The organism is Bradyrhizobium sp. USDA3010 (assembly GCF_056429065.1).
Window position 1 is genome coordinate 1 of record NZ_JBWJZD010000050.1, and the last position, 14,500, is coordinate 14,500.

Here is a 14,500-nt window from a genome sequence, read left to right on the forward strand (position 1 = left end):
AATGCTGCTTCTCAAAGCTCAAGCAGTTCCGCCGCGTTGCAACCCGCTTCGAAAAGACCGCTCGAAATTATCGCGCCGTCGTCACTCTCGCAGCCATCGTCCTTTGGATGCGGTAAGTGTCCACACGCCCTAGGATTTGAAGCGGCGCCAGCATATAGAAGATTGACCATCCAATGCCGAGCGAGAGCCCGCCGAAATAAGCGAGGAACATAAAAATTGGAGCCGCTGCAAAACAGATCATTGCAATTGCCATCACCACGGCAGCAAGGATGATCGTTCGCATCACCCCACATAGATCGGCGATCCGGCCAGCCACAAGCGAACATAGTATTGTCGCGACCGTACCGGTCGAAATAACTGTTCCTGCTATGGATGCGCTCTGTGGAGCCGAGCGCAGAGCATCCACGAGAAAAAAGCTCGCCCCATAGGACGCGGCCACATTGATGCTACCAAGCATGAATGGAATCGAGACCTCGAGCGGCACTTCATCGGGCAATTTATCGGCGGCGACAATGTTCGCTGCGGCTCTCATTGTGCAACTTTTCCCGGGAGGCATCCATCAATGTCTGCGGCCGTCAAGCTGCGCCCATCGATTCTTGGTACCCTTCCGCTTCGTACGGATGAGGGTCGCGCAGCGCAGGCTGCGATGGGATGTCCTTCATGGCCGAGCCAGTGCCACAGAGCTTCTGTTATCCTCGGCATCAGCGGCCAGCCCAGTATGCTGAAGCCCATCAGCCATGTGTAAGCGATCTGATGGTTCGGATTGGAATCAAGACAATCGAGCCATTCGGTTACCGATCTGGACGCGTGCGACACGCGCAGATGCTCTAGCGAGAGGGCTGAGCTCTGTTGGTTGTACAGCCGGTTCAGCGTGATCATCATCGCATCATCTACGTGACACGCGGCACAAGACGGCATCGCGTTGATGATGTCCGTACAACGATTGATGACCACAGCGCTCTTGTCGAGAATCGCATTATAGCGATCAATCAATTGCTTCGGGATCAGATCCGTCTCCGCTTCTTCGGGGCAGATTTCCGACAGACACACTCTGAGAATATCGATACATATATCCGGCACTTGAGCGATTTCGCCCGCCCAAATCACGTGGCCGCGACTGGTAGAGAACTTCGATCCGTTCAACCGAAAAAAATGATTGAAGAAAATTCGGTCAAATTGACGAAATGACTCCTGACCCGATGCACATCCGGTAACTCCCACGAGCATCGGGATTGTATTGTCGATGCCGGTCGCGCCGATCAGGAAAGTATCGGAATTGCGCGCAAAGGCACTTGGCGTGCCGGATGCCTCCGCATCTTTATGCCCACAATAGAGGGAATGAGCGTAGAGCAACGAGGAGTAGCTAAACAGGATCTGACGTGTGTTGAACTGCTGCGAATTCCAGGCCATTCCATGCAGGCCAGGAACGGTCAACCGCATTCGCTGCCCTTTACGTGCGATATATCGCCTCCCTATCTCCACAAAGCCAGGTTCGATAGCCGCATCGTCCCACGCCCGGACGAGTTGGTCGTTTCGTGTAATTGTGAGAAAGGCAGAGATGTTATCCGTCCATTCTACGATCCGTCCTCGCCTCGACACCGGATTTCGTGCTTCGTCTGGCTCGAAATGATCTCCACACTGTTCGCAGAAGAAGCTCCCTGCGGATGCTTCGCATACGGGGCAGGTTGCGCCAAACCAGCCTCCAATGCAGAAACGCTCTTCCGTTGGCGTCAGAGCAGAGCCCGCATCGTCGACGGGTAGCCGCGCTGCGCGAAACTCCAGCGATCCTGCTGCAGATAACGCATCCATGAGCGCGTTGCTGACATTGGAGAACCGCTGAAAATTTTTGCCATGGGCTGGATCATCGAAATGATCGAAAACGATCCCTAGTGAGGCGAGATCGTGAGCAATCCCGACATGGAAGCCATGAGCCAAGTCCGACGGGTCGATGTTCTCGCGCGCTGCTCGGACTAGAACATGGTTCTCGAAACCGTCGGTCGTCAGACCGGAGCGAACATGATGCCCTGCCCTTTTCAGGTGCCTTTGTACGACGTCCATTCTGAGAAATGGCCCGGCAGCGTGGCCAAGATGTGCCCTGCCATTAGCCGTCAAGTTGACGGGCGAGATATATACGTCGGCGGGTTTCGTATTCGCTACGCTTAGCGGCGTGATGATTGGGCTTCTTCTCATATCTGCACAAATGACATCCAGGAACAGATCCTGAAAACACCCGAATAGACATCCAGATAATTCACCACGGCAACGGGAATACGCGCGCGGCTCGACAGGTTATGGATCCCATCGGGTAGCGGATTTCGAGCCAGAATGTTCAAAGCGTGTCACATACTCTTTGAGTACCTCTAGACGCTCTCCTAGCTGGACGGTTCACGTATCGGTTCACCTCAACTCGCAACCTGGCCAACCTCTTCACCTCTGCTTAGTCAATCGAACTGATCGCCCCTGGAGCGATCGAGATGTCGCCGTGAAGAAGCAAGTGACGCGCCAATTCAAACTCGTTGATTTTGCCCTTGCCGCGGCCTGCATTTAGATCGACTACCGACATCTGGTCACGAACCTGACAGGCGGCTCGGCCGGGCCGGCAGGAGTCCGCCATAGGTTCTTTTCCCTTCACTCCCTCATGAGCAACGGCGACTCGTGGGAGGGGTAACCGGCCCCGGCCAGGCGACTGCGAGCTCACGATCTATGCCAGGCGACCATTCCGGCCCTTGCAAGATTGCTGATGATACCCCCCCCTGCGGACGAGCGCGCAGCGATCAAATAGGCCCGCGCGAAACGGATGCACGAGCTCTCATTGGCAAGGATCCGATAGCTTGCTGCGAAAACTGCAGCGTGCCGACCAGCCGATTGCGCCTGGGAGTAGGTAGTTCCGCGCGTCGCCGAGAACCGGCCGGCCGGCGAACATGCAGACACTCGGAGGGTCGACGAAGCCATTGAAGCTAACGCCAGGAGCTTACCCCCTGCTTTTGAAAAGTTTAGACGGCTTCAGCCTGGCGCCTCAACGAATCGAGTGGTCGCCCCAATCAACCGAGACCGTTCAACAGACAACGTTATTGTGCCCTCCCGATCCGCACAATCCGGGCGCAGGGCGATTCAGCCTTTGAAGAGCGAGGCAGGCGTCCTCCGTCGTGCGTGAGCTGTCGGTCTCTTCCAAGTAAGCAAGGCCACTCGCTAGCGTACAGCACTTTCTCCGCAGAACTGTCCGGTCTCCGCCAAGCTGCGACACCTTCGGGGCACCACCGGGACGAATTTGCGCGGTCGAGAGCAGCAAATTCGACCTTCGATGGCTTCGGTGGCGCACCTCAAACCAATGCGGCTTCCGATCTCGATCGCCATTGTCAGGCAACGACTTCGCGCCAGGACATCGGACCGACCTCCGAAGCCTCGATATGCTCACGTCATTCTTTGCGTGACCACCATGAATATATCAAGCCCGATCACGTTACTGTAACGGTCGCCAAGGCTTTTGAACAACTCGCCCATCTGGTTTGACCGAACGGTAAATTCTCCATAATTTGGATCAAACAGGGTCGTCATTCCATTCGATGTCGAGGTCGCAATTGTATGCGCGCCACGCGGTTTAAAACGCAGGCCGATCAGATAGACCGATGGATCGTGGGTGACTTCATTCACTATCCGGGCAATTCCGGAGGACGTTCCAAACTCATATCGAGTCTGATTGTTCGCAGGCTCTAATCCCGCCTCACGCAACATTGCGGTCTTTGCCTGAAGGTTGGTAGAATCCCCCGGCCTGTCACTTCGCAACAACGCCTTGAGATCTTCATACCGTTGCTGCCGCACTGCCGCCGAGGCATGGTTTTGAGCGCCCGGTATCAGCGCGCTCATTCGGGACGAAGGGCTGCTGGCGAGATTGAGGATCCACTCCGCTGCCAAGCCGACGCAGATGCCATCGACATTGGCGCCAGGCAATTCGGTAGTTCTGTATTGGAACAAAGGCTGGCTCGGCTCCGCGGGAGAGGCTGGATTTGAGCCGGAAGACAGAGAAGAGGTGGAGGTGGAGGGGTCCGACGAGACCGGGGTGTGAATGTTTGCATCCGAGGTATGCGGCCTGCTGCAGCAGAGCCCCATTTTATCCGACAGTTCTTCAGGAGGCTGGCTCTCTCCGTGCGCGAGATCCGTAAGCGCTTGCTCGAAGTGGCTGTTGTCCGCCGACTGACTCAGTTCATCAGCTTGATTGGCGCGGGTGGCTTGGCCACTTACTGGATCAAACATGACGGTTCGCGTGCCTCTTTAGCGTAGGCTTGCCTAGACCGAGTGGGCTGGGCAAGTCCCACTTGCGAATCATATTGCGGCAAGCTGACGATGAGCTGACGAGGAAGAACAAGTTGGACAAGCCGCCGCATGGTGTCTCTTGGATGGCCACCTTTTCTGCTCCCGAATCCCGGTCGAAATGCCGGAGCGTGGTCGCCGACTTAAAGGATGCGGAGTACTCGGACACAATCCTCGGCCGAATGCAATTGGTTGTTGCCGCGCCCGAGTTTGGCCCGGCTCCGCACGCAGGTTTGACGCGGCCAGGATCCGATCCCGATTCTGTCGTTTCCGTACTGGCCCGCACGGGACCTTGCTGGGCCCGTGCGTTATCATTAACCTCCTGCTTCGCAGGGCTAAGAAGCCTGGGGCGTTAGGCAAGCGGAAGAACCGACATCTTCTGTTGCGGTGCGGCCTGCCAGCAGCGCCGAACCACTGCTTTTCATCTTCCACGCAGACAATCTTTAACTTACCGCATCATGCTGTCGCACTCATGCGCGCAAACCACATTGCCGCCTCCGACGGGCCGAGCCCAACGATGCCCACGAAGCCAGGTGGTGGCATTGGGATATCCCGATGAGTTGGCCTCCACAGATGCAGGCAATACCGACTGTTATTTACATATTGCGAATGTGGGGGATGCAGTTGCATGACACATTCCTCTTCATCCCAGAACAGGTCTTTGACGAAGCACATCTCTTCCCAATTGGGACAACGTCGCGGCGTCGAGACAGCGACATGCTCCCAGCCAGGACGGATTAATCCGCTGATTCTCAGTTCACAGCCGCAAGGCCCCTGTACAACGAACATGCCGCAAGGACCTGATCCTGGAAGGCTGGCAAACTGGCCATATTGTACGCGACCGGCCTCCAGCTTCTCTATGATTTGCGCCCGCACGTCTCCTCCTTTGCCTCGTGGGCCGCCTTGAAGTCGACGTAGATGACATTTTTGTCTCGCAACTCACAACTCGGCGTGTGTTCCGTCCACCTTGGGACGCCGCTCCAATACCATTCTTCAGCGAACCACCTGCTGAGAAAGCTGCAGATGTCCATCACTTGTTCTCCTGTCGTTCTTGGACGCTGACGCCCTGCTCAGCACGGTTGCGAATCCTTACGGGGTCCTGATTGCCCGAATGCAAACCGTGCAAGGTCCGCTCGATAATCACCCGACGCATAGGCTGGAATTTCACGCTCTGCGAGGTTCGGTGGGTATGGGGGACCCGACACCCCCATCACCGCACGAGGCCCACGCGGAGCACCTTGCTCATTGACAGCAGCGTACACCGCCGAACGACGCCCGCTTCAGCACGCGATGTGTCCTTGAGCTTTCGCAGTTGACGCACAATGTTTCGCTGCGTGCGCCGGGTCGAGGTCTCGCGGAGATGCGCTTGATCCTACGGAGGCGTCGAGGGCCACCACCTCATCGCCGTCGGATCGACCGCCATGCTTGGCATGCACTCCGAAATGGCCTCTAGACATCTACCTTCCATTATCGCTCGCAATACCACAGCACGTTTCGCCTACCCAATGCTTCGCAAGAGCGATATTGCTGCCTCGCCAACTGTCCTGCGGTCATTCGCAGCTTTCTGCTCGCCGACTCTGAAACAGTGCCAATGCGTCATCTATGTGACCGTGATTGATTCGTGCGGGAGCAAAATCGAAACTGGCTCGCTTCACGCTGCCAGCGCATAACGTGTCCCTACACCGATAACATCCAGCCGTCGATGAGGACTCGTAAGCTAATGGTCAGAGAAGCTGATTAGTCTATCTTGAGGGACTGCAACCGCGGCGCCGTTGGCTGCCCCTTTGCCGCGTCCCTACAATGCAACTCAAAACCCTTGTTTGCGGAATGTCGCTAGCGAGCTTCTTTGGATGCCGATGTCGCCTTCCAGACACCAAGGTCGCAACTCCGACCAAGGGCAGCGAGAGCGTGTCGCCAAACCGAGCGGGGGGCTTCCTGTCGCATCAAGGCTGCGCCGGCACTTGTCTGCTCGTGGCATGCTGATTGCTGCAGTGAGTCCAGGCATCACTCATCTGGCTATTTGTTTAGTTCTGAGCGATGCACTGCCCAGCGGCCCTCAGCTTTGGCAGCACCTCTCCTGACCGCCACGGCATGAGAACACCATCACCTAGATGCACGTCGCGCCACAAACAAGAATCCGACAACCCCAGCCTTGAAGGAAGACTGCGAACTTATGAACGACACGATTCACCCCGAAACCAGCCGTTCTCAGTGGACCAGTGCGGCACCTGCTCAATGACTCACTGGCGCGCACCAAAGCACCCGACTGTCAGGCCTTACGACGCCGATTGCCATTGTTTGCAGGCGCAACGGCGATGGATTCTATGGCCGCTGGCCGCGCTCCTCCTGGGTGCGCTGCTCTGGGCGGGCATCTACTGGATCGTCGCATGAGCCAAAGAAGCTCGCGGAACTGACAAATCACAAGAAAAGCTGCGTCGGGTGGCTTCCACCTCCCGACCTCGACGGTCCGATTGTAGGGCGGCAATATGCCCATCGTCACTTGGAAACGGAGACTTCTTTCACAGGCCAGCTTTGCGCCCCGGCACGGCTAGCTAGATATGAATTCGCAACTGAGGCACGAAGACGCACCCGGAATACCATGCCGAACCCGATTCGAGGCCACTCAATATGCCCCGAAGCCACAAGGCCTATCGTGGACAAAAACGCTAAATCCCGCGCTACTTGCTTGGATGTACCGATCGCTGAGTAACATTTGCTCTGGCCTGCCGCTGTCTAGCTGAGGCACAGCTTATCGAGGCACAGCAAAGCCCTATAGCTCTCGCTCGGACCATGTTTCGTCCTCGCCTCTGCGCGTCTGCCATTCTTGGGCACGCCGAGCCAGCTTATCGTACTCGATCGCAACGTTAAGAAGCCTGTCTCTGGGTTTACCGTAAGCGAGCCCTTCCGCTTTTTTTCGCGTTGCTTGCGCACGGCTTCGCCAGTGGTCGGGCTGGTAGAGTTTGCTTTTTGGATTCATGCCGTGAGCATGCAATTTGGACATCAAAAAAATGCGACACCGGCGCTCCGTATAATCACGTAAGGGATGGCGGCCACCAGGCCGCACCAATGTACGCGCTGGCATTGCGTGCGCGCCTCGCATGATGCCCTGTTGCCCCGTTGCAGCCGTTCAGCGCGCAAAACCGCCTATAGTAGCGGAGGCTCGCACGGAAATGCACACTGTAGACGACACTCGGTCGATTTGACCCAAGAAGGGGCTTGAATCGTACGCAGCGTCAGATTGTACATCCTGGACAGGTCGGGACCGCCTCCGACAATACAGACGCTTCCTGCAGGCAATGAGAATAGCGAATGTGTCAAACATCTAAACGCACCTGGCGAGAGTCACTCAGGATCATACGCTTCTGCAGATGCGGGCTTGTTCACACGTTATCCGAGGCTACTTCGGCCAGCGGCCGAAGAAATCGCGCCCTTCGATATTTCCACTGGAGGCGCTCTCATCCCAATCATCGTCTCCACATTAATGTGGAGCGTAGGCCAACTACACTAAAAATGACCTGGAGGCGTCCCATCAGGGTGCGTTGCGCAGAATCAACTGCGTCATCAGCCATTGCTTGAGCGCACCTTTCTTTGTTTCATCTCTCAGCCTCGATATGCGGGCACCAGGCCACACGTCTTGTTCGATCCCGCATCGCGCGGCCATGGCGACAATTATCGGCCGTCAGGTCGTCTGCTCAAACACCTCAAGACGTGCCACCGAAGGTCTCAGGAACATCGAGGCTACCAGACCGACTGCACAGTCACCCGGAAGCTCAAAATGATCGCTTACACGGCCAGCTCAGCTGTCAGTACCTTGCCGTCTAACTGGCGCTCACCCCTACTTTGGAGCGGCTCATTCTGTCTTGTCGCACGGCCGCGCCATGCGAGACTAAATCCGCGAAACGGGAACTCGCAGGCAGTGCACCTGGCACGACACGTCTGTGGCCCGACGGACAGACCATTTTGCGCTTCGCTCAAGACGGCCAGTATTGCAGATCCACCGACCTAAAGGAACGACATGACTCAAGACCAAGGGCCCTGTTTGGCTTCGCTCCTCAAATCCTGTCGCGCCATCGCTCTAGCTGCCGCAGTGACTGCTGTAATCCCCAGGCAGGTAATCGCGCGGGATCAAGCTCCGACTCCCGAGGACAGACAGGCTTGTATGGAGGACGTGCTTCGCTTTTGTAGCAATCACATACCGAGCCACGTCGCTATCCTTGCTTGCCTCAAATCCAAGCGCGCGAGCCTCAGCCAGCAATGCCGTTACGTGATCTCCTCGCGAGATGCGCGCAAGAAAGACGACAACTCGAAGTGAGGGATCGGTTGGCCAGTTCGCCCGCCTCACGTTCCGAACGGCCTACCCTAGCACGCAAGACGTTCACGCGACGTCGGCTGGAGGCACCGAGCCTGGCCGCTCACGGCGGTCTGCTTTCACGCTTATCTGGATAGGCAAATGCAACACCTGCCCTTCGATACTGTTCTGATCGCCAACAGAGGCGAGATAGCCGCCCGCATCATCAAAACGCTACGTAAGCTTGGACTCCGTTCTGCAATCGCCTACCACGAGATAGACGCGAGAACTCCCGCGGTCTCCATGGCCGACCTGGCTATCCAGATCAGCGGCAGCACGCCGATCGCAAGTTATCTCGATACTGGGCAGATTATCGCGGCCGCCGACAAGGCCCGCGCCGGCGCGCTGCATCCGGGTTATGGGCTGCTTTCCGAAAATGCGGAGTTCGCCAGGGCCGTGACAGACGCCGGCATTGCGTTCATCGGTCCTCTTCCTGAAACCATCGAGCTGATGGGTGACAAGATCCGCGCACGCAATTTCGTTCAGTCCAACGGTTTTCCGGTCGCCCCCTGCGTCATCGAAGAAGATGATCCGGCGACATTTGCCTCCAGAGCGCACGCCATGGGAGCTCCTCTGCTCGTGAAGCCATCGGCTGGTGGCGGCGGTAAGGGCATGCGGATTGTACGCGACCTTAATACCTTGGAGGCAGCCATCGAGCAGGCGCGCAGTGAAGCGGGCCGTTACTTTGGAGATGCCCGACTCTATGCCGAACGACATCTCGAATACCCGCGACACATCGAAGTACAGGTGCTCGGTGATTGCTTAGGAAACCTCGTGCATCTGTTCGAGCGCGAGTGTTCCGTGCAGCGCCGGTTCCAGAAGATTATCGAGGAAACGCCCTCGCCTGCGCTATCCCAAGAATTGCGGGCTCGAATTTGCGATACAGCGGTTCGCATCGCTCGTGCAGCGAACTACCGGAATGCAGGAACGGTCGAATTCCTCTTCAGCGGAGACGATTTCTACTTCCTTGAAATGAATACACGACTTCAGGTCGAGCATCCGGTCACCGAGATGATTACTGGCGTCGATCTGGTGGCGGAACAGATCTATGCGGCAGCGGGCCGCGAACTTGCATTCTCCCAGTCCGATATCGTTTCGAACGGCCATGCAATCGAGCTCCGGCTGTACGCGGAGGCTCCTGAACGCGGATACGCTCCGACCACCGGAAAAGTACTTCTTCTCGAGTATCCCAATGACGTACGGATCGACAGCGGCATCATGCAAGGCCAGCACATCACGCCGGCGTTCGATCCGATGCTCGCCAAGATCATCGTGCATTCACCAAGCCGCATGGAATCTGCTCTGAAAGCCCATCGTGCGGTTCGCGAATTGGTTTTACTGGGGTGCGAGACCAATGCGAACTTGCTCGCCCGGATCGTTTCCGACGAGGCATTTCTCGGCGGTCACTTCCATGTCGGATACCTTGAACAAAACCCGCATCTCGCAGCGGGCAATTTTGCTGCCGGAATGTCTGCGTTCCTCGCATCAGCCGCTCTCCTGACGAGGCCGGTCCGCGACTCGGCAGATGCCGTGCCAGAGCTTCATTCAGCGCTCGGCAATTGGAGAAACTGAAGTGTATCACTCGTTCGAGGTTGACGGCGTAGATCATACATTGTGGCTTTCGGCCAGCCGGCATGGCTACCGCCTTCATTTGCGAGCCGAGGTGATTGCCCCCGTCGCATTCACCCAGCGCAGCGATAGCAGCGGTATCCTGACCATTGCCGGGCAGAGCGAACCCGTCAGGTTCGTGATCGACGGGGAGCTCATTCACCTCCATATCCGCGGCAGAACGCGTACTTTGCGCTACATCGATCCGCTACGGACCCACGCTGCTGGGAATAGCGGGACTTGTCCCCTCGTAGCCCGGGCGCCAATGCCCGGGATGGTTGTCGCGATCACAGTTTCGCCTGGTGACTCAGTCTCGGCGGGGACGGCGCTAATGATGATTGAAAGCATGAAGCTGGAAACGATCATACGATCACCCCAGGACGGCATTGTCGAGCGGATTCACGTCAAGGAGAACGAGAGCTTCGAGCACGACGCCGTACTCGTAACGCTGTCTAGAGAAGGGTTCTGAAATGCAGCGGATCGGTTCTGCGGTGGATGTCGATTCGCAGGAGTTTCGTCGCAACGACCTCCACAACAGACAACTGGCTGCCGAATTGAAGGAGCGCCAACGCTTAGCGCGGTTCGACAGACCTGAGAAAGACTTCGAGCGGCTACGTCGGCAGAACAAGCTGTTTGTTCGCAACCGCATCGCGGCCTTGCTGGATCCGGAAACTCCTTTCCTGGAGCTTTCCACGCTGGCCGCCAACAAGGCCTACAACGGAGAGGTTCCGGGCGCCGCGCAGGTGGTCGGCATCGGCATCGTTGCGGGTCGAGAAGTGATTGTTCACGCTGACGATTCCAGCGTGAAGAGCGGCGCATGGTATCCACTCTCGGTCAAGAAGATCGTGCGGGCCTTGGACATAGCCATCGAAAACCGTCTGCCGGTGGTTCATCTATGCGACTGCGCCGGCGGTTTTCTGCCTTTGCAGGCGGAGTTCTTTGCTGATCGATACCATGCGGGTCGAATTCTGCGCAATCAGTCGATACTCTCGAAGATGGGAGTACCGCAGGTCGCCATCGTCATGGGCCACTGCACCGCGGCAGGGGCCTATGTCCCGGCGCTTAGTGAATACAACATTGTGGTCGAAGGCACGGGAGCAATTTTTCTTGGCGGCCCTCCGGTCGTGAAGGCTGCCACTGGCGAACAAGTCTCCGCCCAAGAGCTCGGCGGTGCCCTCATGCATACGAGCGTGTCGGGCACCAGTGACTATTTCGCAACTTCCGAGCTCCACGCAATCGCGATTGCGCGCAACGTTGTCGCGCGCTTCCACCAACCCGCGAAAACCTGCATCGATCGCGTAGCCCCCGAGCCGCCCGCCTATGATGCATGCGAACTCTACGGCATCATTCCAAAGGACGCGCGAGCGCAGTTCGACATGCGGGAGATCATCACCCGTCTCGTCGATGGCAGTCGATTTGATGAGTACCAGCCGCGTTATGCGACATCACTCGTGTGCGGCTTTGCCCGGCTCTATGGATATCAAGTCGGGATCGTTGCCAATAACGGCGTTTTGTTCGGCGACAGTGCGCTAAAGGGCGCTCATTTCGTTCAAATATGCGACAAGAACCGGACGCCCCTGCTCTTCCTGCAGAACGTCACAGGCTTTATGGTTGGTCGCGAATATGAGCGCCGTGGGATCACCAAGGACGGCGCCAAGCTGATCATGGCTGTGTCCGGCGCGTCTGTCCCGAAGTTTACCATCATTTGCAACAGCTCTCATGGCGCAGGCACTTACGCCATGTCGGGACGCGCGTTTGATCCCCGATTTGTGTTCAGCTGGCCGAACTCTCAGATTTCTGCGATGGGCGCCGAGCAGGCCGTTGGCGTCCTCACCCACGTCAAGGCAAGGCAATTGGCTCGCACCGGGGGGCACCTCTCTGAGCAGGAACTAGCGGGCATTCGAGAGCCGGTTCTTGAAGAATATCGCGAACGATCAAGCGCCTATTATGCGACGTCCGAACTCTGGGACGATGGCATTCTTGATCCTGTCGATACCAGGACTGCCCTTGCAATCGCGTTGAGTGCCTCGCTCAACGCACCGATCGACGCACCGCAGTACGGCGTGTTCCGACTGTAAAGCAGGACCGAACACCGACGGTTCAGGCCTGACACGAGCCAGACCGGGAGCCTTCCATCGCCGTATGATGGCTTCCGGTTTCGCCTCACCTTGATTTGGAGTCGGCGGGACGATTTGTAGAGGCAGATCAGCACTGTTCTCCCCAAGCACGTGAGAAGCCACTTCGACCGACACGACGGCGGTGATGGCAAGCCGCAATATTTCGAAGTTTGTCAAGGAGCCGCCGCTGGGCACATGCGCGGCAGTAGACATAGCCCCATCTTTGCTGGTGCAGCGACTGCACTGTTCTCATCGGCTGGCGATCTCTTGTAAGCGAGGAATCACCCGGTCTGATCCAAGGCCAAAGCAAATGCCAGCCCCGAGCGGCAAGAACATAGCGAGCCAGGTCCGGCTGACCCGATGTCTGATGGGGCTCCTCGGACAAGACGCCGGCTCCCATATATGCGCATCAGGGTTCAGGGACGCCTTAACGAACCACCATACATCGCGCGTACAAATCCCAACTCAGGACACTTTCTTGAGTTCGCACAGGTGAACGATGCACGAGTCGCCTAGGAGAGCGCGACCGTCGCCGCCGACAATCCACTTCACACCCGCCCACTGCTCATTTGTCCAAAGTACTTTGCCCAAACGCTCATCGAACTCGTGCCTACGAAGGCGCACCCAGTCACCGTCTGTAGGCAAGTTCGGTGGTGCCGGGCTCTTGATGGTCTCGCGAAAGAGACTTCGCGCTGCTTGAAATATCTGCCCCAGCCAATTCAAGACCATCACCCACTGGGGTCCAGAAATGGAGCGGCCGGGAGGACAATCAGAGGATGGCAGTGGCGATCGGTGAGAGCAAATTTTGTCCATTGTCTACTGGCTGGCCACTGAAGTAAGGGGAACACATCGCGCTAACGCCTGGACCGTCGGCTCAAACCAGCGCAAATCCAAGATGAGAACACTCGTTCACCGGTTCTGACGTCACGCGTGAAGAAGCACCAGTCCCATTTTAGATAGAAACAGCACGCGGCTAAACACCTGATGCCGATATGCCACCCTTTACGATCTCAGTTTATCTCCTACACCCGATTGCTGGATGAGTTTGAATTGAGTGTGGCCCGGCCGAGGGAACAGCAATGGTTGTCACGGTCTGCTCCCAATTAAGTTAATCGAGTGGGTTGTCAAGTCCGGCGATCTAAATGATTGCTGCAAATGCCACCTTAGCAAGCCCGCCTCAGATCTGATTGTATTCACCGGTCTCGGGATGCATGCGCAACACGCCGTCCATCATCTCCAACATGCCGCGCATCCGTTTTTCGGAAACTGGGCTTTCGACCACGTCCACGAGTTCCGGCTTGCTGAAGCGCGCACCAAGCCCCAGCTTCCGTCTTTCACCGTGGCGTGCACGCCGTTGATGGCGACGAGATCGCGAATCCCTTGGCCGCAGCTCAAGAATGCTCCCCGCGGCGACAAATCCTCAGCGAGACGAGACCCGACTCTATAAAATAGACATATTCAAGAGGCCGTTTCGGCTCCTGCAAAACCATACGTCCTCTGAGGACGATCGGTTTCGCGAACTCCCCTATTGCCGCGAGATCTTGCAAGGAAAGTCTCGCTAGAATCGCGTTTGTACCAAAAGGGCGGGCATTAATACGCACCGCACCAAGCCGATCATGCATCGGCCGCTGCCAGACAGCGCCTCGCGAGCTCCATCTCCAGCCTTATCATGCTCGTCGAGGACGGCGGGCACGTGATTGGTCATGGTGCGGTCCCTCTCCAGATAACGCTTTCTACTGGGTTCGCCGAAAGAAACACATCAACTGTCGACATGCTTCGAATCAAAGTGAAGCATTACAGTGTCAGAACTAAAAGTGCGCGCTCCGTGCGTTACGTACAGATATCGCTTCATTAGATCATCGCTTCAGAAACAGTTGACACCGTCATTTGCGTGTGCCCTGAATCGAACAGCAGGATGGTACGAGATCGAAAGCGTTCTGCGAAGGTGAGACGGCCGAACGCGTTGTAAGTTGCGATTCGCTTGCTCCGGCGACGGACTTTCTCCGATCGGTGTTTAGCAGAGGCGAGCTGCGACCTGGGTCTTGGGCGACTGACGCGAGCACCCATGTATCACGTACGACCAGAGGACCATCTCGGCTACTGCGCTTACCGCAGGAGT

At 57.0% G+C, this 14,500-nt stretch carries 7 protein-coding genes and 2 pseudogenes; 4 read left to right on the forward strand and 5 right to left on the reverse strand.

What is annotated here, in order from left to right; translation table 11 throughout:
* Window positions 1–116, forward strand: a pseudogene (locus AC066Y_RS38790) (IS5/IS1182 family transposase); the annotation flags it as partial.
* Here AC066Y_RS38790 and AC066Y_RS38795 read toward each other — a convergent pair.
* The 4 genes from AC066Y_RS38795 to AC066Y_RS38810 form a co-directional block, all read right to left on the reverse strand.
* On the reverse strand, window positions 68–532 hold the full coding sequence (locus AC066Y_RS38795) for a hypothetical protein (RefSeq protein ID WP_478278459.1): 465 nt from the start codon (window positions 530–532) through the stop codon (window positions 68–70). The pseudogene AC066Y_RS38790 and the gene AC066Y_RS38795 overlap by 49 nt on opposite strands.
* On the reverse strand, window positions 529–2,190 hold the full coding sequence (locus AC066Y_RS38800; RefSeq protein ID WP_478278460.1) for a class I tRNA ligase family protein: 1,662 nt from the start codon (window positions 2,188–2,190) through the stop codon (window positions 529–531). Before AC066Y_RS38800 ends, AC066Y_RS38795 begins: the two co-directional genes overlap by 4 nt.
* A gap of 1,221 nt (window positions 2,191–3,411) precedes the next feature.
* Window positions 3,412–4,251 (reverse strand): YopT-type cysteine protease domain-containing protein, encoded by an 840-nt coding sequence (locus AC066Y_RS38805; protein ID WP_478278461.1) that lies wholly within the window; start codon window positions 4,249–4,251, stop codon window positions 3,412–3,414.
* 513 nt (window positions 4,252–4,764) lie between these two features.
* Entirely contained in the window at window positions 4,765–5,097 is a 333-nt protein-coding gene (locus AC066Y_RS38810) for a DUF7694 domain-containing protein (protein WP_456725287.1), read from the reverse strand.
* A 3,661-nt stretch (window positions 5,098–8,758) separates the two neighbouring features.
* Here AC066Y_RS38810 and AC066Y_RS38815 point away from each other — a divergent pair.
* From AC066Y_RS38815 to AC066Y_RS38825, 3 genes are read left to right on the forward strand one after another with little or no spacing between them, the layout of a single operon-like run.
* Complete coding sequence (locus AC066Y_RS38815; RefSeq protein WP_478278462.1) at window positions 8,759–10,228, forward strand: acetyl-CoA carboxylase biotin carboxylase subunit; 1,470 nt, start codon at window positions 8,759–8,761, stop codon at window positions 10,226–10,228.
* Between the two features lies 1 nt (window position 10,229).
* Window positions 10,230–10,733, forward strand: coding sequence for an acyl-CoA carboxylase biotin carboxyl carrier protein subunit (locus AC066Y_RS38820; RefSeq protein ID WP_478278463.1), 504 nt, complete (start codon window positions 10,230–10,232; stop codon window positions 10,731–10,733).
* 1 nt (window position 10,734) lies between these two features.
* The gene (locus AC066Y_RS38825; RefSeq protein ID WP_478278464.1) at window positions 10,735–12,342 is read left to right on the forward strand and encodes an acyl-CoA carboxylase subunit beta; all 1,608 of its coding nucleotides are present in this window, start codon (window positions 10,735–10,737) and stop codon (window positions 12,340–12,342) included.
* 1,216 nt (window positions 12,343–13,558) lie between these two features.
* Here AC066Y_RS38825 and AC066Y_RS38830 read toward each other — a convergent pair.
* Window positions 13,559–13,767: pseudogene (locus AC066Y_RS38830) on the reverse strand (phosphomannomutase/phosphoglucomutase); the annotation flags it as partial.
* Window positions 13,768–14,500 lie beyond the last annotated feature (733 nt).

What these genes read in the sequence shown, in the direction of transcription:
- AC066Y_RS38795 (WP_478278459.1), bottom strand. Translation starts at nt 532, where the DNA reads ATGAGAGCCGCAGCGAACATTGTCGCCGCCGATAAATTGCCCGATGAA.
- AC066Y_RS38825 (WP_478278464.1), top strand. Translation starts at nt 10,735, where the DNA reads ATGCAGCGGATCGGTTCTGCGGTGGATGTCGATTCGCAGGAGTTTCGT.
- AC066Y_RS38805 (WP_478278461.1), bottom strand. Translation starts at nt 4,251, where the DNA reads ATGTTTGATCCAGTAAGTGGCCAAGCCACCCGCGCCAATCAAGCTGAT.
- AC066Y_RS38815 (WP_478278462.1), top strand. Translation starts at nt 8,759, where the DNA reads ATGCAACACCTGCCCTTCGATACTGTTCTGATCGCCAACAGAGGCGAG.
- AC066Y_RS38800 (WP_478278460.1), bottom strand. Translation starts at nt 2,190, where the DNA reads ATGAGAAGAAGCCCAATCATCACGCCGCTAAGCGTAGCGAATACGAAA.
- AC066Y_RS38810 (WP_456725287.1), bottom strand. Translation starts at nt 5,097, where the DNA reads ATGTTCGTTGTACAGGGGCCTTGCGGCTGTGAACTGAGAATCAGCGGA.